This window comes from Hydrogenophaga sp., assembly GCF_035481345.1.
GTDB lineage: Bacteria > Pseudomonadota > Gammaproteobacteria > Burkholderiales > Burkholderiaceae_C > Hydrogenophaga.
In genome coordinates this window covers 15,347-33,914 of record NZ_DATIGV010000078.1, presented here as the reverse complement: position 1 = coordinate 33,914, position 18,568 = coordinate 15,347, and the positions used below count along the sequence as shown (strand labels likewise).

Genomic DNA, 18,568 nt, shown 5'->3' with positions numbered 1-18,568 from the left:
TGGGCGCGCAGCACGAGAAAGGCCTCGCTGAAGCGGGCCAGCGTGAACGCAGAGCCGATGGCCACCACGCGCCAGTAGGCCGTTCCCAGTCGGTGCAGCGCCTCGCGCCGGATGGGGCTCCCAGATGCGGCGTTCGCGGCGTGCTCGGGCTCACGCACGCCCACGATCAGGAGCAGCACGGCCAGCACGCCTGGCACCACGGCGATCCAGAACACCGCCCGGAAGTCGCCCATCAGCAGCACCATGAGCACCGTGGCCAGCAAGGGTCCGACGAAGGCGCCCACGGTGTCCAGCGACTGCCGCAAGCCATAGGCCGCGCCGCGCTGCTGCGGGCTCACCAGATCGGCCACCAGCGCATCACGCGGTGCGCCGCGCACGCCCTTGCCGATGCGGTCGATGAAGCGGGCCGCGACGACCGTCCCGACCCCCTGTGCCAGCGCGAAGGCCGGCTTGGTCACGGCCCCGAGCGCGTAGCCGATGACGGCGAGCCACTTGCGGCGGCGGAAGTGGTCGCTCAGCACGCCGGAGAAGACCTTGGCGATGAGGGCCGTCGACTCGGCCACGCCTTCGATCAAGCCCACCACCGCCACGCTCACACCCAACGAGCCCACCAGAAAGAGCGGCAGCAGGCTGTGGATCATCTCCGATGAGATGTCCATCAACAGGCTCACGAAGCCAAGGACCCAGATCGCCCGCGGCAGCGCTGGCGCCATTGCCGGTGGATCGCCCGTTCGCGTGGGCCGGATCTCGGAGGGCATGGGCTCAGCTCTGTTTCACGTTCCAGGCACGGGTCGGCACGGCCGCGGCGTCTTCAACGCCGGCCACCCAGCAAGCCCCCCAGCACGCCCCGCAGGATCTGCCGGCCCAGCCCGCTGGCCACCGTGCGCGCGGCCGTCTTGGCCATGGTCTGCACCAGGCCGTCGTACTGGCCGCCGCGCGGGCCGGTGCGGCCGAACAGCACCTCGTTGATGACGCTTTTCTCCTCGGCGGCCGGTGCGCCCTTGCCCGCGCCGGGGATGCGCGGGGTCTTGGCGGCGGGCTGGCCCTCGGCGGCCTCGGCCGCTTCCTCGACGCGCGCCCCGGCGTGCGCGCGGAACATCTCGTAGGCGCTCTCGCGGTCCAGGGTCTTTTCGTAGGTGCCCGCCACCAGGGAGCCCTTGAGCAAGGCCTGGCGCTGCTCGGGCGTGATTGGGCCGATCTGGCTGCCCGGCGGCACCACGTAGGCGCGCTCGGTCTCGCAGGGCCGGCCCTTGGGGTCGAGGAAGCTCACCAGGGCCTCGCCCACGGCGAGTTCGGTGATGGCGGCCTCGATGTCGAGCCCGGCCTTGGGCCGCATGGTCTGCGCGGTGGACTTCACCGCCTTCTGGTCGCGCGGCGTGAAGGCGCGCAGGGCGTGCTGCACGCGGTTGCCGAGCTGGCCGAGCACGCTGTCGGGGATGTCCAGCGGGTTCTGCGTCACGAAGTACACGCCCACGCCCTTGGAGCGCACCAGGCGCACCACGAGTTCGATGCGCTCGACCAGCACCTTGGGCGCCTCGTTGAACAGCAGGTGGGCCTCGTCGAAGAAGAACACCAGCTTCGGTTTGTCGGGGTCGCCGATCTCGGGCAGGGTCTCGAACAGCTCCGACAGCATCCACAGCAGGAAGGTGGCGTACAGGCGCGGCGCGTTGAGCAGCTTGTCGGCGGCCAGGATGTTGATCACGCCCTTGCCGTCCACGGTCTGCATGAAGTCGGCGATGTCGAGCATGGGCTCGCCGAAGAACTGGTCGCCGCCTTGTTCCTCCACCTGCATCAGCCCGCGCTGGATGGCGCCGATGGAGGCGGCGCTGATGTTGCCGTATTCGGTGGTGAACTGCTTGGCGTTGTCGCCCACGTGCTGCAGCATGGCCCGCAGGTCCTTCATGTCGAGCAGCAGCAGGCCGTTGTCGTCGGCGATCTTGAAGATCAGGTTGAGCACGCCGGTCTGCGTGTCGTTCAGGTTGAGCATGCGCGCCAGCAGCAGCGGGCCCATGTCGCTGACGGTGGCGCGCACGGGGTGGCCCTGTTGGCCGAACACGTCCCACAAGGTGGTGGGGCATTCGGTGGGCTGGGGCACTTCGATGCCGCGCTCGGCCAGCACGGCGGCCATCTTCTCGCCGATCTTTCCGGTCTGGCTGATGCCGCTGAGGTCGCCCTTCACATCGGCCATGAACACGGGCACGCCAATGCGCGAGAAGCCCTCGGCCATGGCCTGCAGGGTCACGGTCTTGCCGGTGCCGGTGGCGCCCGTGATGAGGCCGTGGCGGTTGGCCAGGCCGGGCAGCAACTGGCACAGGGAAGTGGCGTTCTTGGCGATCAGCAGGGGTTCGGCCATGGTCGGGTCCTGGTGGGGTGGGCGGGCAAGCTCGGGCGCGATCGTAAAATCGCGGGCTCATTAGATCAAAGCCAGCAGGCATTTCGAGGACTTCCCATGGCCGGACACAGCAAGTGGGCGAACATCCAGCACCGCAAGGGGCGCCAGGACGAGAAGCGGGGGAAGATCTGGACCCGTGTGATCCGTGAAATCACGGTGGCCGCGCGCAGCGGCGGCGGCGACCCCGCCATGAACCCGCGCCTGCGCCTGGCGATCGAGAAGGCCAAGGCGGCCAACATGCCGGCCGATCGCATCAAGTACAACGTGGACAAGGCCTCGGGCACGCTGGAAGGCCTGTCGCTGGAGGAAATCCGCTACGAGGGCTATGGCATCGGCGGGGCGGCGGTCATTCTGGACACCATGACCGACAACCGCGTGCGCACCGTGGCCGAGGTGCGCCACGCCTTCAGCAAATACGGCGGCAACCTGGGCACCGAAGGCTCGGTGGCTTTCCAATTCAAGCACTGCGGCCAACTCATCTTCGCGCCCGGCACATCGGAAGACGCGGTGATGGAGGTGGCGCTGGAGGCCGGTGCCGACGACGTCATCACCGACGACGACGGCGCCATCGAGGTGCTGACCTCTCCGGCCGATTTCGAGGCCGTGAAGGACGCGCTGGAGGCCAAGGGCCTGAAGGCGGAAATCGCCGAGGTGACCATGCGCGCCGAGAACACCGTCGCGCTGAGCGGCGAGGACGCCGCGCGCATGCAGAAGCTGCTGGACATCCTCGAAGACCTGGACGACGTGCAGAACGTCTTCCACAACGCTGAAATCTCCGAATGAAGGTTCTTGTCATCGGCGGCGGTGGCCGCGAACACGCCCTGGCCTGGCGCCTGAAGCAGTCCGCGGGCGTGAGCGAGGTCTTCGTGGCCCCGGGCAACGCCGGCACGGCGCGCGACCGGCAGCTCACCAACCTGCCCATCACCGACAAGGTGGCGCTGCGCGAATGGGTGCAGGCCAACGGCGTCGAACTCACCGTGGTGGGCCCCGAGGCCCCCCTGGCGGCCGGCGTGGTGGACGAGTTCCGCGCGCACGGCCTGGCCATCTTCGGCCCCACGCAGAAGGCCGCGCAACTGGAAAGCTCCAAGGCCTTCAGCAAGGCCTTCATGCAGCGCCACGGCATTCCCACGGCCGAGTACCAGGCCTTCACCGACCCGGCGCAGGCCCACGCCTACGTGGACGCCAAGGGCGCGCCCATCGTGGTCAAGGCCGACGGCCTGGCCGCCGGCAAGGGCGTGGTGGTGGCCATGACGGCGGCCGAGGCGCACGAGGCCATCGACTTCATGCTGCTGGACAACAAACTGGGCGTGGCGCACAACGAAGGCGGCGCGCGCGTCGTCATCGAGGAGTTCCTGCAGGGCGAGGAAGCCAGCTTCATCGTGCTCTGCGACGGCGAGCACGCCCTGGCGTTGGCCACCAGCCAGGACCACAAGCGCCTGAAGGACGCCGACCAGGGCCCCAACACCGGTGGCATGGGCGCGTACTCGCCCGCACCGGTGGTGACGCCGGCCGTGCACCAGCGCGCCATGGACGAGGTGATCCTGCCCACGCTGCGCGGCATGAAGGCCGACGGCATCCCGTACACCGGCTTCCTCTACGCGGGCCTCATGATCACGCCCGACGGCGCGGTCAAGACGCTGGAGTTCAACTGCCGCATGGGCGACCCCGAAACCCAGCCCATCATGATGCGGCTGCGCAGCCATTTCGCCCAGGTGCTGCTGGCCGCCACGCGCGGTGAGCTCGACCGCGTGCAACTCGACTGGGACCCGCGCGTGGCGCTGGGCGTGGTGATGGCCGCGGCCGGTTACCCGTTCGATCCGCGCAAGGGCGACGCCATCACCGGCCTGCCGGCCGACGAGGCCGATCGCATGGTGTTCCACGCGGGCACGGCGGCGGACGGCGAGGCCGTGCGCGTCTCGGGCGGGCGCGTGCTGTGCGTCACCGCGCTGGCCGAGTCGGTGGCGCAGGCGCAGCGCCGGGCCTACGAGGTGGTGGACCGGATCGCCTTCGACGGCATGCAGTGCCGCCGCGACATCGGCTTTCGCGCGCTGTGATCGTTGCGCCCGATGCCATGGCACCCGAAGGCTGCTAGGGTGTGAGCATGGCCCTTGACAACCCGATCACCAACGTCCGCGAGTACCTCGTCGACCTGCAGGAACGCATCACCTCCACCGTGGCCCTGGTGGATGGTGGCCACTTCGTGGTGGACCGCTGGAAGAAGCGCCCCGGCGAGAAGCTGCAGGGCAGCGGCATCACGCAGATCCTGGAAGACGGACCGGTGTTCGAGCGCGCGGGCTGCGGCTTCTCGCACGTGCGCGGGCCGCAACTGCCGCCCTCGGCCACGCAGCACCGGCCCGAACTGGCCGGCGCGCCCTTCGAGGCCATGGGCGTGTCGCTCGTCTTCCACCCGCGCAACCCCTACGTGCCCACGGTGCACATGAACGTGCGCATGATCGCGGCCACGCCCAAGGGCAAGGCGCCGGTGTGCTGGTTCGGTGGCGGCATGGACCTCACGCCGTACTACGGCTTCGAGGACGACGCGAAGCACTTCCACCGCGCCTGCAAGGCCGCGCTCGACCCCTTCGGCGTCGACAAGTACCCGCGCTTCAAGCAGTGGTGTGACGAGTACTTCTACCTCAAGCACCGCGACGAGCAGCGTGGCGTGGGCGGCGTGTTCTTCGACGACTTCTCCGAACTCGGCTTCAATGGCAGCTTCGCCATGATGAGCTCGGTGGGCGACGCCTTCCTCGACGCCTACCTGCCCATCGTGGACCGGCGCAAGAACACCGCCTACGGCGAGCGCGAGCGCAGCTTCCAGCTCTACCGCCGCGGCCGCTACGTCGAGTTCAACCTGGTGTGGGACCGGGGCACGCACTTCGGCCTGCAGTCGGGCGGGCGCAGCGAATCCATCCTGCTGTCCATGCCGCCGCTGGTGAGTTGGGCCTACAACCGCCAGACGAAGAAGGGCACGCCCGAGGACCGGCTCTACCGCGATTTCCTGGTGCGTCGGGACTGGGTCTGATGGCCGTCGCCACCCAGCCCATCCAGCGCGTCGGCATGTTCGGCGGCGCGTTCGACCCGCCGCACACCGCGCACCGCGCACTCGCGCAGGCTGCGCTGGACCAGCTCCGGCTCGACGTGCTGCACGTGATGCCCACGGGGCAGGCCTGGCACAAGGCGCGCACGCTCTCGCCCGCGCACCACCGCATCGCCATGTGCGAGGCCGCCTTCGGCGACCTGCCGCGCGTGCGCATCGACCGCCGCGAAACCGAACGCCAGGGCCCCAGCTACACCGCCGACACCCTGGCCGAACTGCGCGCCGAGTACCCGGCGGCCACGCTCTACCTGGTGCTGGGGGCCGACCAGTTGCTGGCATTCAAGTCGTGGGTGCGCTGGGAAGAGGTGCTCTCGCTGGCCACGCTGGCGGTGGCCAACCGCCCCACCAACATCGGCGCGCAGGCCCTGCGGGGCGATGCGCCGCTCACCGACCTGAGCGGCGTGGACGTGCCCTTCGCGCGCCTGCGCATGCCGCTGCAGCACGTCAGCGCCACCGCCTTGCGCGCCAGGCTGGCGACCGAGCCGGCCGACGACCCGTCGCTGGACCTGCTGGTCCCTGACGCGGTCGCGAGCTATATTTCACAACACCACCTCTACCAGACCGCTACATGACCAGCGAATCCGCCGCGAAGAAAGACATCCAGAAACTGCAGAGGGCCATCGTCGATGGCCTGGAGGACGTCAAGGGCCAGGACATCGTGGTCTTCAACACCGAGGAACTGTCGCCGCTGTTCGAGCGCGTGATCGTCGCCAGCGGCACCTCCAACCGCCAGACCAAGGCCCTGGCCGCCAGCGTGCGCGACGCGGTGCGCGAGGCCGGCTTCGACAAGCCGCGCATCGAGGGCGAGGACAACGGCGAATGGATCATCGTGGACTGCGGCCCGGCCGTGGCGCACGTGATGCAGCCGGCCATTCGCCAGTACTACCGGCTGGAGGAAATCTGGGGCGCCAAGCCCGTGCGCCTGACCACGGCCACCGCCAAGAAGGCCGAGGCCGCGAAGAAGAAGGCCAAGCTCGCCGACCCGGTGGCCGAGGCCAAGCCGGTGTCGGCCAAGGCGGTGGTGCGCAAGGCCGCCGCGAAAGCGGCCAAGGCCCCGGCGCCCGCCAAGAAGGCGGCACCGGGCAGCAAGCCCGCCGCCAGCAAGCCCGCCGCCAAGAAGGCCGCCCCAGCCAAACCCCGCGCGGGCATGGCCAAGGTGGTGGTCGGGCAGGCCAGCGCGAAGAAGAAGACCGCTTCCAAGGCCGCTCCCGCCGCCCGCAAGCCGGCGAGGCCCGCCGCCAAGAAGAAGGCATGAAGCTCGTGATCGTCGCGGTCGGGCAGAAGGTGCCCGACTGGGCCCAGACCGCCTACGACGATTACGCCAAACGCTTTCCCCCGGAACTGCGCGTCGAGCTCAAGGCCGTCAAGACCGAGCCGCGCGGGTCCAAGACCGTCGAAACCCTCTGGGCCGCCGAGCGCCAGCGCATCGAGGCGGCCATTGCGCGCGGCGCGCGCGTGGTGGCGCTGGACGAGCGCGGCACGTCGCTGACGACGCAGGCGCTGGCCCAGCAGCTCAAGCAGTGGCAACTGGGTGGTGACGACGTCGCCCTGGTCATCGGCGGGCCCGACGGCCTGGACCCGGCTTTTCGCGAGGCCGCGCACCAGCGCATCCGCCTGTCCGACCTGACCCTGCCGCACGCCATGGTGCGGGTGCTGCTGATCGAGCAGTTGTACCGGGCGTGGTCCATCAACGCGAACCACCCCTACCACCGCGAGTGATGAAACAACGACCCCACGCTCCGCCGCTGCGCGGGTCGCTCCCCTCCGAGGGGGCGCGTTTCGCCTTGGGACGGCCCGGCGGCGAAACCTTCATCTACCTCGCTTCGCAAAGCCCGCGCCGCCGAGAACTGCTCACGCAATGGGGCGTGCGCCACGAGCTGCTGCTGCCCGACGCCGACGAGGACGCGGAGTCGCTGGAGGCCGTGCGTGCGAACGAGGCGCCGGCCAGTTACGTGCAGCGCGTCACCGCGCTCAAGCTCGAAGCCGCCATGGCGCGCCTCAAACGCCGCGGCCTGCCCGCCGCGCCCGTGCTGTGCGCCGACACCACCGTCGCGCTGGGCCGGCGCATCCTGGGCAAACCGGCCAACGCCGCCGAAGCGCGGCGCATGCTGGCCGACTTGTCGGGCCGGCCGCACCGTGTGCTGACGGCGGTGGCGGTGGGCAAAGGCGCGCGGCGCTGGACGGCACTGTCGGCCTCCAGCGTGGTGTTCGACGCGCTCACGCCCGCGCAGATCCGCCGCTACGTCGAGGGCGGCGAGCCCATGGGCAAGGCCGGCGCCTACGCCATCCAGGGCCACGCGGGCCTGTGGATCCGCCGCATCACCGGCAGCCACACCGGCATCGTGGGCCTGCCCGCCTTCGAGACCGCCCAGCTCCTGCGCGCGGCCGGCCTTTCCATCCTTTGACGAGCCCCATCCCATGAACCAGGACATCCTGATCAACTGGTCTCCACAGGAGACACGCGTGGCCGTGGTGGAGCAGGGCGCCGTGCAGGAGGTCCACATCGAGCGCACGCTGGAGCGCGGGCTGGTGGGCAACATCTACCTGGGCAAGGTGTCGCGCGTGCTGCCGGGCATGCAGTCGGCCTTCCTCGACATCGGCCTGGACCGTGCGGCCTTCCTGCACGTGGCCGACCTGATGCCCAACATCCAGGCCAAGCACGCGGCGCCGCGCGCGACCGGGCCAGCCCCCGCCGAACCGGCTCCGCCGCAGGCGGGCCATGGCGAGGCGCCGGTGGTCCCACCGGTCACCGCGCCCAAGGTGCTGGCGCCCAACCCGGTGCTGCCCATCGAGAAGCAGATCTTCGAGGGCCAGGCCCTCATGGTGCAGGTGCTCAAGGACCCGATCGGCACCAAGGGCGCGCGGCTCACGGCGCAGATCAGCATCGCGGGCCGGTTGCTGGTGTTCCTGCCGCAGGACAACCACATCGGCGTGTCGCAGAAGATCCCGCCCGCGCAGCGCGAGGCCCTGCGCCAGCGCCTGCTGGCCCTCACCGCCACGAGCGACGGCAGCCCCTCCGGTGGCTTCATTCTGCGCACCAACGCCGAGGATGCGGACGACGAGGAACTGGCCGACGACGTGGCCTACCTGCGCAAGACCTGGCTGCGCATCAAGGAGGCCGCGCTGCGCCAGCCCGCGGCTTCGCTGCTGCACGAGGACCTGAATCTCATGCAACGCGTGCTGCGCGACCTCTCGGGCGCGGGCACGCAGTCGATCCGCATCGACTCGCGCGAGCAGCACGGGCTGCTCACGGGCTTCGCGAAAGAATTCATGCCCGACACCGTGGCCAAGCTGCAGCACTACAGCGGCGAGCGGCCCATCTTCGACCTGTTCAACGTGGACGAGGAGATCGTGCGCGCGCTGGGCCGGCGGGTGGAGCTCAAGTCGGGCGGCTACCTGGTCATCGACCAGACCGAGGCCCTGACCACGGTGGACGTGAACACCGGCGGTTTCGTGGGTGCGCGCAACTTCGACGACACGGTGTTTCGCACCAACCTCGAGGCGGCACAGGCCATCGCGCGGCAACTGCGCCTGCGCAACCTGGGTGGCATCGTCATCGTCGACTTCATCGACATGACGCCTGAGGACCACCGCGAATCGGTGCTGGCCGAGTTCCGCAAGCAGCTCGCGCGCGACCGGGTCAAGACCATGATCGGCGGGTTTTCGCAGCTCGGCCTGGTGGAGATGACGCGCAAGCGCACGCGCGAGTCGCTGGCGCACATGCTCAGCGAGGCCTGCGAGGCCTGCGGCGGCAAGGGCCACGTGAAGACCGCTCGCAGCGTGTGCTACGACATCCTGCGCGAGATCCTGCGCGAGGCGCGCGCCTTCAACCCGCGCGAGTTCCGCGTCGTCGCGTCGCCCAAGGTGGTGGAGCTGTTCCTGGACGAGGAGCGGGCGCACCTGGCCGGGCTGTCGGAGTTCATCGGCAAGCCGATCTCGCTGCAGAGCGAAAACTCCATGACGCAGGAGCAGTACGACATCGTGCTGATGTGAGCGCGGCGCGGCCTACGCGACCTGGCCGGGCACTCGCGACTCGCTCTGCCGGACCGGCAGGCAGACCCGGAACCTGGTGCCTTCACCCACGCGGCTGTCCACCTCGATGCGCCCGCCATGGCGGCGCACGATGCCGTAGGAGACCGACAGCCCGAGCCCCGTGCCCTTGCCCACGGGCTTGGTGGTGAAGAAGGGGTCGAAGATGCGGCCCAGGTGGTCGGGCGCGATGCCGCAACCGTTGTCGGCCACCTCGACGAACACCTCGTCGGCATTCAGGCAGCCGGTGGTGAGCGTGATGAGGCCCCGGGTGGCACGGCCGGTCGTGGCGTGTGCCGCATTGACCAGCAGGTTCATGAACACCTGGTTCAACTGCGAGGCCAGGCAGAACACCTGCGGGATCTCGCCGTAGCGGTGCTCCACATCGGCCACGTACTTGGTTTCGTTGTGCACGATGTTGAGCGTGCTTTCCAGGCCCTTGTGCAGGTCGGCCCAGAGCCAGGCCTGTTCGCCAGCGTGAGAGAAGTCCTTGAGGTCCTGCACGATCTGGCGCACGCGTTGCACGCCGGCACCCGATTCGCGCAGCAGATCGACCACGTCCTCGCGCAGATAGCCGTATTCGTGCTGGTCCAGCAGCGCGCGCAGCGCGCCCGCGTCGGCGGGGGGCAGCGCCGTCATGCGCGACTCGAACGCGGCCACGATCTCCAGCAGCGCGCTCACGTAGGTTTGCAGCGTGCCCAGGTTGGAACTGACGTAGCCGATGGGGTTGTTGATCTCGTGGGCCACGCCGGCGGCCAACTGCCCGATGGAGGCCATCTTCTCGGCCTGCACGAGCTGCCCCTGCGTCTCCTCCAGCCGGTGGATCAGGGCCTGCTGCTCGTCGCTGCGGCGCTGGCGCTCGGCGAGTTCATTTTGCAGGCGGTCGTTGTGCTCGTTGAGTTCCTGCGACATCAGATCCAGCGAACGTTCGATCATGGCGCGATCGGAGTCGGCGTCCTCGTAGGCCTGGTTGACGGCCGCCAGCAGCGTGTCCAGGCCAGCGGGCGCCGCATCGGCCGTGCCGAAGCTGCGCTTGAGCTGGCGCTCCAGCAGTTTGTGCCGCGGCCCGGCGGCGCTCATGCCGCCTCCGCCAAGGTGGTGATGGTCATGGTCTGGTTGTGCAGTTCGCAACTGCCCACGTCGCCTTGTGGACACAGCTCGCCGTAGGAATAGAAACCCGTCAGCGTGGCGTGTGGCAGCACCTCGCGCACGGCCTCCAGCTCTTCTTCGACGCGTTGCTTGAGCACCAGGCGGCGTCCCACGCAGCTCACCAGCAGCGCCAGGCCACCCGGTGCGCCGTCGAGGTGCTGCAGGCTGGCACTGGCCGCACCCGACGCACCGTCGATGAGGCGGTCGAAGTTGGCCTTCATCAGGCGCGCTTGCGCGCCTTCGGGCACATCGCCGGCAAAGGTCAGGCTGCCAGCGGCCTCGTCGACACCCAGCACCGCGCGCACCAGGCCGGGGCCGCCCTGGGGGTCGTCGAGCAGCAATGGAAACAGCAGCGCCGAGCCGGGCAGGCCGGCGGCGTGTTCGCCGAGGTAGGTCTTGTACAGGCCCAGCGCGGACTGGCCGTCGAGTTCGAACAGCACGTTGCCCCGCGAGCGGGTGACGCGGCGCACGGGGCCAAAGCTGTCCCAGCCGCCGAGCGAGCCGTAGCCCACGCGAAGCGCTTCGCCGTACAGGCCCACGGCGACGACACGCCCCGTCGCCGCGGTCTCGCCGTGGCACACCAGCGTCTCGCTGAAGCGATCGCCGTCGGCGGCCAGGCCGCCGGTGGCGCACACATGCGGCGGCAGCGCCGCGCGCAGGGCGTGGGCAAAGGCACTGCCGTTGACCGCGAGCCCGTCGCACAGGGCCAGCACGTGGCGCAGATCCGGGCGCATCAGCGCCTGGGCGATGCCGCGCGCGGCATCGGCGCCGTCGTCACCCGGCGCGAGTGTCACCTCCACGCTGTCCACGGTGCAATGTTCGAAGCGCACCGCGGTGGCCACCAGGGTGTCGTCGTGCACGGTGGTGGCCGCCACTTCGCCCGCGGTCGAGCAGCCGATGACGTGCCCCTGAGGAAACGCGGCGGTCAGCGCCGCCATCGGCCCCTGGCTGCGCAGCCGAGCACCGCCGCCAAACAGAAGAACCAGTTGCACGCCGGCATCGCCAGCGGGTAGGGCGGGGGCCCAGCCGCCGTCGGCGGTCCAGAGATGTTGCGCGATCTGCATGGCGAACCTCGAAGGGGTGGCGCGGCCCCGGCGGCCGGGCGCTGCGCCTGATATCGACGGCCGTGGCCGGCGGCTTGAGCGGGACCTCGTTGTGTTGAGGATTTCGTCATGTCTGCAGCGGAGATTGACGCCGGCCATCCCGAATCCAGGTTTCCCCGCATCAAGCCAGGCCCTTGAGCGCCGAAGCCCAGGAGAACAACGCGTCCAGGCCGCATCTATGCCCACACCATCGACCCCCCGTTTGCCAGCTGGCACGGCCACCGTGTCGGGTGAAGACGCGTGCGCGCTCATCGAGCATTCGCAGACGGCGCACTTCGTGATCCAGGACGAATGCATCGCCTATGCCAATCCGGAGCTGGCGGCGCTGATGGGCTGGCCGCTGGAGGAGCTGATCGGGCACCACCACCGCGTGGTGACACCGCCTGAACACCTGGCGCGCGCTGGCGAGATCGTGGCGCGCCGCCTGGCCGGCAAGACGGGGCGTCCGGGCCAGATGGCCATGCAGCGCCGCGACGGCAGCCGCTTCGATGCGCGCATTTTCGCGACGCGCGTGTGCTTCGGTGGCCGGCCGGCGGTGCTGATCACCCTGCACGACATTTCGGAGTTGACCGAGGCCCTGAACCGGGCGCGCTGGAACGCCGAGATGCTGGAACGAACCGAGGCCCTGTGCCGCTCCGGTTCCTTCGAAATCACCTTGCCGCAAGGGCTGGTGACGCTGTCTGGCGGGCTGCGCCAACTGGTCGGTCTGGCCGAGGACACACCCCCTTGCCTGGTCGATGCGCTGGACTGGGTACCACCCGACGAGCGCGACTACGTGGCCGGCATCTGGCGCAGCGCCGAGCCGGGCGAGCCCTTCGATTTCCAGCACCGCGTGCTGACGGCGCAGGGGCAGCGCCTGGTGGTGTTGCACCGCGGACGCGTCGAGCAGGACGGGGCGGGCACCCTGCGCGGCGTGGCGCTGCTGCAGGACATCACGGCCCAGCGCGAAGCCGAGCGGCGCATGCAGGAACTGGCGACGCAGGACGAGGTGACGGGCCTGCCCAACCGGGCGGCATTCCTCGACCGGGTGGATGCGGCCATCGTCGCCGCGGGTTGGGAGCCGCGCATCGTCACCCTGCTCGCGATCGACGTGCCCCGCATTGCCGAACTGCAGGACCGCATGGGCTTTGGCGCTGGCGACGCGCTGGCGATGGCGCTGGCCGCGCGGCTGCAGCAGGAATTGGCCGAGGGCGAGACCGTGGCGCGGCTGGGCAGCCAGGAGTTCGCGCTGATGCTGGAGCTGACGCAGGACCCCGCCGAGGCACGCGCGGCCGTGCAGGCGCGCGCGGCGCGCTTGTGCCAGGCGCTGGAGGCGCCCATCGAGGTGGCCTCGACGCAGACCTTCGCGCGCTGCGTGATCGGCATGGCGAGCTACCCGGGCGATGCGCAGCGGCCCACCGAACTGCTGGAGCTGGCCCAGACCGCGCGCCTGCGGGCCACGGTGGAGGCGCCGGTCGTGCTCTACGAGCCCGAGTCCAACGTGCGGGCCTTGCGCGAGATGCGCGTGGAAGCCCTGCTGCGTCAGGCCATCGACGAGGACGGCCTGGCGCTGCACTACCAGCCACAGGTCGACCTGTCCGATGGGCACGTGGCAGGCGTCGAAGCCTTGTTGCGGTGGGACTCGCCCGCCCTGGGGCCCGTGGCGCCGGGCGAGTTCGTTGCGGTGGCCGAGCGCACGGGGCTCATCGGACGCCTGGGCGATTGGGTGTTGCGCCGCGTATGCCAGCAGATCGCGCGATGGCACGCCGAAGGCGTGCCGCGCGTGCGCGTGGCGCTCAACCTCTCGCCCCTTCAATTGCAGCGGCGCGACCTCGCGGCCCACATCCAGTCCATCCTGCTCGACAGCGGGGCCGACCCCATGCGCTTGTGCATCGAAGTGACCGAAGGCGCCGTGATGGCCGACGTGGCCCATGCCGCGGCCACTCTGCGCGAGATCCGGGCCCTCGGCATCGAGGTGGCGCTGGACGACTTCGGCACCGGCTACTCCAGCCTGAGCTGCCTGCGCAGCCTGCCCCTTGACGTGGTCAAGGTGGACCGTTCCTTCGTGCACGACGTGACCGCCGCGCCCGAGGACGTCTCCGTCACGCGGGCCATCATCACCATGGCGCAGGGCCTGCAGCTCAAGGTGCTGGCCGAGGGCGTCGAAACGGACGGCCAGCTGAGCTTGTTGGCGGCCAACCGTTGTGACCTGATCCAGGGCAATCGCTTCAGCGAGGCGCTGCCGCCAGAGGCCTGCGCGGCGCTGCTGCTGGAAGGCCGGCGTCTGCCCGAGCGCTTCCTGACGCGCGCGCGCAGCACGCGCACCCTGCTGCTGGTGGACGACGAGGAGCACGTGCTGGCCTCGCTCAAGCGCCTGTTGCGCCGCGATGGCTATGCGATCGTCACGGCGAACGGCGCGGCCGAGGGCCTGCAACGGCTGGCCGAAGGCGAGGTGGACGTGATCCTCTCGGACCAGCGCATGCCGGGCATGACCGGCGTGGAGTTTCTGCGCCGCGCCAAGGCGCTCTACCCGCACACCATGCGCATGGTGCTGTCGGGCTACACCGAGCTGCAGTCCATTCTCGACGCCGTCAACGAAGGCGCGATCTACAAGTTTCTCACCAAGCCCTGGGACGATGCGCGGCTGCGCGAGCACGTCGCCGAGGCTTTCCGGCAGAAGGCCATGGCGGACGAAAACCGGCGCCTGGCCCGCCAGGTGGAGGCCGCCAACGCCGACTACCAGGCGCTCAACCAGCGCCTGGAATCGCTGCTGGCGCGCCAGCGCGGCGAGTCCGAACTGCTGGCCCTGGTGGCGTCGAGCACGCGCGACGCGCTGGAAGCCTTGCCCGGGGCCGTGATCGTGGTGGACACGGATGGCACGCTGGCCTTCGCCAACGCGGAGGCCCGGCGCCTGGCCCCGCAGGCCGCCGCCGAGCTGGGCGGACCCGCCATCGGTGCGCTTCCGACGGCCCTGCACCCGCTGCTGGACGCAGGTGAGGGGGACCCCCTGCTGGTCGAGCTGGGCGGGACAAGCCACCGGGCGCAGCGTCGCCCGCTGTTGCGCGAGGGTGGGGTGTGCGGACACATCCTGCTGCTCACGCCAGAAAATCAATCAGGGGTACTGCAATGAGTTCACTGGTCAGCGGCGCCTCCACGGCCCCGGCCAACGCACGGCCGGCGCAGCCGCAGGTCCTCGGCGCCGAGGCGCAGCGCCTTGCCCATCTGGGTCTGCTGTTCCGGCGCTCGCTGGGCAGCGGGCATGTGCATCCGCTGCTGCCGGTGCTGCGCGAGTACCACGGGGTGACGCAGCCGCTGCCAAGGCCGGTGCCGGCTTCGCCGGTGCGCGGGCAGGGCTCGCCAGACGACGCGCCACGCGCGCCCATCACGGCCGAGGCCTTGCAGCGTGCCATCGCCGACCTGCCCAGTCTGCCGCGGGCGGTGCACGCGGCGATGGCGGCCCTGCACGACGAACGCGCCGGCGCGGCAGCCATTGCCGACAGCATCGAGCGCGACCAGGGTCTCACGGCGCGCACGCTGCGCGCCGCCAATACCGCCTTCTACGGCGCCACCGGGCGGGTCGCGACGATCCGCTCGGCGATCACGGTGCTGGGCCTGTCCACCGTGGCCGCGCTGCTGGCGGGGGTGTCCCTGGCCAACCTCTTCCCGCTGGGCGCGCAGGCCGGTGGCTTCGATTTCCCGCGCTTCTGGTGCCATGCGCTGACCAGCGCCTTCATCGCGCGCGGGCTGGCGCCCGTGGCGGGCTTCGAGGCGGATGTGGCCTTCACCGCGGGCCTGTTGCACGACGTGGGCGAGCTGGCGCTGGCCAGCGCCTTTCCGGTCGAATACGGCCAGGCGCGGCAGTACGCACTGCACGCCGATCTCGCCCAGTGGGAGGCGGAACGCGCGGTGCTGGGCGTCGACCACGGTGTGGCGGGCGAGTGGCTGGCGCGGCGCTGGCACCTGCCGGCCACGATCACCGCCGCCATCTCGGCGCACCACGCGCCAGCCGGTGAGGCCAGCACCGGCGCGGGCCTGGCCGATCTCGTGCAAGTGGCCGACGCGCTGGCGCACGGCATCGCCAGCGCCGAGGAGGGCGTGCAGGCCGTTCCCGAGGTCGCGGTCGAGGTCTGGGTGCGGCTGGGCATCGGCATCGACGACTGCGTGGCGGTGTTGCACGAGAGTGGCGCAGCGGCCACCGCCTTGTGCGAGGTGCTGACTTCATGAGCTCCGGGCCGTTCCCAAGGGGCTCAGCCCCGCAGTGCGCAGCACGGAGGGTCCTCCAGTGAGCGCCGTGACGGACCTGCCGCCTTCCCCGGCCGATGCGGCGTCCGGCGCCATGCCGTACACCGTGTTGTGCGTGGACGACGAGCCGAACATCCTGTCTGCGCTCAGGCGCAGCCTGCGCCCCGAAGGCTGGCGCGTGCTCACCGCGGACAGCGGAGCCGAGGCGCTGCAGGTGCTGCAGGCCGACCGGGTGGACCTGGTCATCTCCGACATGCGCATGCCCGAAATGAACGGCGCGCAACTGCTGGCGAGCGTGAACGAGCACTGGCCGCAGTGCGTGCGCCTGTTGCTCACCGGGCACGCCGACGCCGATGCGGCGGTTGCGGCGATCAACCACGGCCGCATCTTCCGCTACCTGAGCAAGCCCTGGGACGACGGCGAACTGCGCGCCACCGTTCGCCAGGGACTGCAGTTCCTGGCGCTCGAGCGCGAGCGCGCCCGCCTGGAGGCGCTGACCGCGCGCCAGAACGCCGAACTGCGCGAGGCCAACGAGCGGCTCGAACAACGCGTGGCGGAACGCACCCAGGCGCTGGCCCGGGCCAACGAGGCGCTCAAGCGCCAATACCTGACCGGCATCAAGGTGTTTTCGGGCCTCATCGAGATGCGCGGCGGGCGTCTGGCCGGGCATGGCCGGCGCGTGGCCGAGCTCGCGCGCAAGCTGGCGCAGACGATGGCGAGGCCCGAGGAGGAGGTGCAGCAGGTGTTCGTGGCGGCGCTGCTGCACGACATCGGCCTGATCGGCCTGCCCGATGCGCTGCTCACCAAACCCGTGGCGCGCTACGACGCGCAGGAGTCCGCGCAGTACCTGCGTCACGCCGAACTCGGCGAGCAGGCTCTGATGCCGCTGGAGGACATGCCGCCGGTGGCGGCGCTGATCCGCGCGCACCACGAACGCTTCGACGGCCAGGGCTATCCCGATGGCCTCAGCGGCGAGGCCGTGCCCGTGGGCGCGCGCATCCTCGCCGTGGTCGACGCCTTCGACGAACTGCAGCATGGGCACCTGGTGGACGCGCACATGTCCATGCAGGAAGCGCGCACCATGATTCGCCATGGCCGCGGCAGCCAGTTCGACCCCGAGGTGGTGGACGTCTTCCTGCACATCACCGAGCCCGAGCGCGCCCGGCACCAGCCCGAAGTGGCCTTGGGTTCGGGCCAGCTCGAACCCGACATGGTGCTGGCGCGCGACCTCGTCTCGCCCACCGGCACCTTGATGCTGTCCGCCGGGCACGTGCTGAGCGCCGCGCTGATCCAGCGCATCCGCAATTTCGACGCGAAGCTGGGCGGCAAGCTGGTGATCCACGTCAAACCAAGAGGAGCCGCATGAGTGCCACCCGCCTGCTGATCGTCGACGACGAGACCTCGATCCTGTCCGCCCTGCAACGGGCCCTTCTACTGGAGCATGGCCTCCATCCGTGCAATCTCCTCGGTCTGCGATTTCACGATTTCCTGGCACAGGGCGACGATCCGGGGATCGGTGATCTGCGCCTCCTGGCACATGAGGATGGCGCCCGAATGGTGCGGAATCATCGAGCGCAGGAATTCGCGGTCCCCGATGCCCGCCTGCGTGCGCATGGCGGCGAAGCTGGCGACGAAGACCGCCGCTGCCACCGCCACGGCCACGAGGTTCGCGCGCCTGTTCGGAAACATCGATCGCATGAAGACCATCATGACGACCGCCATCGGCGCGACCATCATCAGCGTCATGTAGACGTTGTTGAGGTTGAGCCGCAGGTGCTGCACCGTGGCGATCATCGTGTACATCACGAAGTACATCACCACGAAGTCGATCGCCAGCTCGGCGAGCAGCCCGAGGTAATGGCCCGATGGGGGGTGTTTGTCGTGCGCCTGCATGTGGCCTCCGCTTGATCGTCAATCGTCCGGCACGCGCCGAGACGAACACAAGGGCGGCAAACGGCGTGCCCAGCGCGCCGCTTCGGGCGCCGGGTGTCCGGGTGGCGCGGGGTGGCCGCTGTCTATGGGGCCGGGCTCAGGCCGCCCGCGCGGGTGGGGCTTCGCGCACCGGCCCCACGCGCTCCTCGATCGCCTGCTGCAGCTCGGGCCGCAGGCCCATCAGGAAGCCCAGTTCGGCCACCACGAACAGCGGACCGATGATCAGGCCCACGAGGTCGTCCACGAAGGCGGGCTTGCGGCCCTCGTAGTAGTGGCCGATGAACTGGATCACCCAGCCCACGACGAACAGGCCGATGCCCACCGTGAGCCACACGGCCGTGGACTGCGCGCCCACCGCCTGCGCGAACCACAGCGACAGGGCCAGCAGCACCGCCATCGCCGCGCCCAGGCGCACGTCCAGCTTGAGGTAGTACAGCACCGTGAGCGCGGTGACCACCGTGGCGGGTGACACGGCCACGGCGCCCCACTGCGCGAACACCGGCCGCGCCAGCAGCACGGCCACGGCCAGCACGATCATGGGGATGCCGACGAAGTGGGTGAGGATGTTGCGGCGGTCGCGGTGGTAGGCCGCGTACTGGGTGAGCTGTTCGGTGAGGTTGCGCATGGCGTGTCTCCGAGGCCGTG

At 70.1% G+C, this 18,568-nt stretch carries 17 protein-coding genes; 11 read left to right on the top strand and 6 right to left on the bottom strand.

The genetic code is table 11. From position 1 onward, the window contains the following. Both VLG41_RS08165 and VLG41_RS08160 read right to left on the bottom strand, forming a co-directional pair. On the bottom strand, positions 1 to 758 hold a 758-nt coding region (locus tag VLG41_RS08165), incomplete at its 3' end, for an MFS transporter (protein WP_325348897.1). A 53-nt stretch (positions 759 to 811) separates the two neighbouring features. Continuing rightward, a complete protein-coding gene (locus VLG41_RS08160) occupies positions 812 to 2,353 on the bottom strand; it encodes a helicase HerA-like domain-containing protein (RefSeq protein ID WP_325348896.1) in 1,542 nt (513 codons plus the stop codon). Positions 2,354 to 2,449: 96 nt separating this feature from the next. Between VLG41_RS08160 and VLG41_RS08155 the strand changes: the two genes are divergently transcribed. From VLG41_RS08155 to VLG41_RS08120, 8 genes are read left to right on the top strand one after another with little or no spacing between them, the layout of a single operon-like run. Continuing rightward, on the top strand, positions 2,450 to 3,175 hold the full coding sequence (locus VLG41_RS08155) for a YebC/PmpR family DNA-binding transcriptional regulator (RefSeq protein ID WP_325348895.1): 726 nt from the start codon (positions 2,450 to 2,452) through the stop codon (positions 3,173 to 3,175). Beyond that, positions 3,172 to 4,446 (top strand): phosphoribosylamine--glycine ligase, encoded by a 1,275-nt coding sequence (gene purD, locus VLG41_RS08150; protein ID WP_325348894.1) that lies wholly within the window; start codon positions 3,172 to 3,174, stop codon positions 4,444 to 4,446. The genes VLG41_RS08155 and purD overlap by 4 nt, the downstream gene beginning before the upstream one ends. Before the next feature lie 47 nt (positions 4,447 to 4,493). Next, the gene (gene hemF / locus VLG41_RS08145; RefSeq protein WP_325348893.1) at positions 4,494 to 5,414 is read left to right on the top strand and encodes an oxygen-dependent coproporphyrinogen oxidase; all 921 of its coding nucleotides are present in this window, start codon (positions 4,494 to 4,496) and stop codon (positions 5,412 to 5,414) included. After that, positions 5,414 to 6,061, top strand: a complete 648-nt coding sequence (gene nadD, locus VLG41_RS08140) for a nicotinate (nicotinamide) nucleotide adenylyltransferase (protein WP_325348892.1) — start codon at positions 5,414 to 5,416, stop codon at positions 6,059 to 6,061. The genes hemF and nadD overlap by 1 nt, the downstream gene beginning before the upstream one ends. Further along, positions 6,058 to 6,744, top strand: a complete 687-nt coding sequence (gene rsfS, locus VLG41_RS08135) for a ribosome silencing factor (RefSeq protein ID WP_325348891.1) — start codon at positions 6,058 to 6,060, stop codon at positions 6,742 to 6,744. The genes nadD and rsfS overlap by 4 nt, the downstream gene beginning before the upstream one ends. After that, positions 6,741 to 7,208, top strand: a complete 468-nt coding sequence (gene rlmH, locus VLG41_RS08130; RefSeq protein WP_325348890.1) for a 23S rRNA (pseudouridine(1915)-N(3))-methyltransferase RlmH — start codon at positions 6,741 to 6,743, stop codon at positions 7,206 to 7,208. Before rsfS ends, rlmH begins: the two co-directional genes overlap by 4 nt. Next, entirely contained in the window at positions 7,208 to 7,894 is a 687-nt protein-coding gene (locus VLG41_RS08125) for a Maf family protein (protein WP_325348889.1), read from the top strand. The genes rlmH and VLG41_RS08125 overlap by 1 nt, the downstream gene beginning before the upstream one ends. A gap of 13 nt (positions 7,895 to 7,907) precedes the next feature. Next, positions 7,908 to 9,482, top strand: a complete 1,575-nt coding sequence (locus VLG41_RS08120; protein ID WP_325348888.1) for an Rne/Rng family ribonuclease — start codon at positions 7,908 to 7,910, stop codon at positions 9,480 to 9,482. Between the two features lie 12 nt (positions 9,483 to 9,494). On the opposite strand, the gene VLG41_RS08115 is transcribed toward VLG41_RS08120, so the two are convergent. Together VLG41_RS08115 and VLG41_RS08110 are read right to left on the bottom strand one after the other, a co-directional pair. Further along, positions 9,495 to 10,598, bottom strand: coding sequence for an ATP-binding protein (locus tag VLG41_RS08115; protein ID WP_325348887.1), 1,104 nt, complete (start codon positions 10,596 to 10,598; stop codon positions 9,495 to 9,497). Further along, positions 10,595 to 11,731, bottom strand: coding sequence for an FIST signal transduction protein (locus VLG41_RS08110; RefSeq protein WP_325348886.1), 1,137 nt, complete (start codon positions 11,729 to 11,731; stop codon positions 10,595 to 10,597). Before VLG41_RS08110 ends, VLG41_RS08115 begins: the two co-directional genes overlap by 4 nt. A 241-nt stretch (positions 11,732 to 11,972) precedes the next feature. Here VLG41_RS08110 and VLG41_RS08105 point away from each other — a divergent pair, with 241 nt between their 5' ends. The 3 genes from VLG41_RS08105 to VLG41_RS08095 are packed head-to-tail and all read left to right on the top strand — an operon-like array spanning position 11,973 to position 17,357. Further along, the gene (locus tag VLG41_RS08105; RefSeq protein ID WP_325348885.1) at positions 11,973 to 14,879 is read left to right on the top strand and encodes an EAL domain-containing protein; all 2,907 of its coding nucleotides are present in this window, start codon (positions 11,973 to 11,975) and stop codon (positions 14,877 to 14,879) included. Then, a complete protein-coding gene (locus VLG41_RS08100) occupies positions 14,876 to 15,973 on the top strand; it encodes an HDOD domain-containing protein (protein ID WP_325348884.1) in 1,098 nt (365 codons plus the stop codon). The genes VLG41_RS08105 and VLG41_RS08100 overlap by 4 nt, the downstream gene beginning before the upstream one ends. Positions 15,974 to 16,031: 58 nt before the next feature. Then, positions 16,032 to 17,357 (top strand): HD domain-containing phosphohydrolase, encoded by a 1,326-nt coding sequence (locus VLG41_RS08095; protein ID WP_325348883.1) that lies wholly within the window; start codon positions 16,032 to 16,034, stop codon positions 17,355 to 17,357. Positions 17,358 to 17,422: 65 nt separating this feature from the next. On the opposite strand, the gene VLG41_RS08090 is transcribed toward VLG41_RS08095, so the two are convergent. Further along, entirely contained in the window at positions 17,423 to 17,884 is a 462-nt protein-coding gene (locus VLG41_RS08090) for a DUF305 domain-containing protein (RefSeq protein ID WP_325348882.1), read from the bottom strand. 136 nt (positions 17,885 to 18,020) lie between these two features. Beyond that, on the bottom strand, positions 18,021 to 18,548 hold the full coding sequence (locus tag VLG41_RS08085) for a DUF962 domain-containing protein (protein WP_325348881.1): 528 nt from the start codon (positions 18,546 to 18,548) through the stop codon (positions 18,021 to 18,023). Between the last annotated feature and the right edge of the window lie 20 nt (positions 18,549 to 18,568).

Coding starts and splice junctions, on each gene's coding strand:
- VLG41_RS08100 (WP_325348884.1), top strand. CDS start 14,876: ATGAGTTCACTGGTCAGCGGCGCCTCCACGGCCCCGGCCAACGCACGG.
- VLG41_RS08115 (WP_325348887.1), bottom strand. CDS start 10,598: ATGAGCGCCGCCGGGCCGCGGCACAAACTGCTGGAGCGCCAGCTCAAG.
- VLG41_RS08120 (WP_325348888.1), top strand. CDS start 7,908: ATGAACCAGGACATCCTGATCAACTGGTCTCCACAGGAGACACGCGTG.
- VLG41_RS08110 (WP_325348886.1), bottom strand. CDS start 11,731: ATGCAGATCGCGCAACATCTCTGGACCGCCGACGGCGGCTGGGCCCCC.
- VLG41_RS08160 (WP_325348896.1), bottom strand. CDS start 2,353: ATGGCCGAACCCCTGCTGATCGCCAAGAACGCCACTTCCCTGTGCCAG.
- VLG41_RS08125 (WP_325348889.1), top strand. CDS start 7,208: ATGAAACAACGACCCCACGCTCCGCCGCTGCGCGGGTCGCTCCCCTCC.
- purD (WP_325348894.1), top strand. CDS start 3,172: ATGAAGGTTCTTGTCATCGGCGGCGGTGGCCGCGAACACGCCCTGGCC.
- VLG41_RS08155 (WP_325348895.1), top strand. CDS start 2,450: ATGGCCGGACACAGCAAGTGGGCGAACATCCAGCACCGCAAGGGGCGC.
- rsfS (WP_325348891.1), top strand. CDS start 6,058: ATGACCAGCGAATCCGCCGCGAAGAAAGACATCCAGAAACTGCAGAGG.
- nadD (WP_325348892.1), top strand. CDS start 5,414: ATGGCCGTCGCCACCCAGCCCATCCAGCGCGTCGGCATGTTCGGCGGC.
- VLG41_RS08090 (WP_325348882.1), bottom strand. CDS start 17,884: ATGCAGGCGCACGACAAACACCCCCCATCGGGCCATTACCTCGGGCTG.
- rlmH (WP_325348890.1), top strand. CDS start 6,741: ATGAAGCTCGTGATCGTCGCGGTCGGGCAGAAGGTGCCCGACTGGGCC.
- VLG41_RS08085 (WP_325348881.1), bottom strand. CDS start 18,548: ATGCGCAACCTCACCGAACAGCTCACCCAGTACGCGGCCTACCACCGC.
- hemF (WP_325348893.1), top strand. CDS start 4,494: ATGGCCCTTGACAACCCGATCACCAACGTCCGCGAGTACCTCGTCGAC.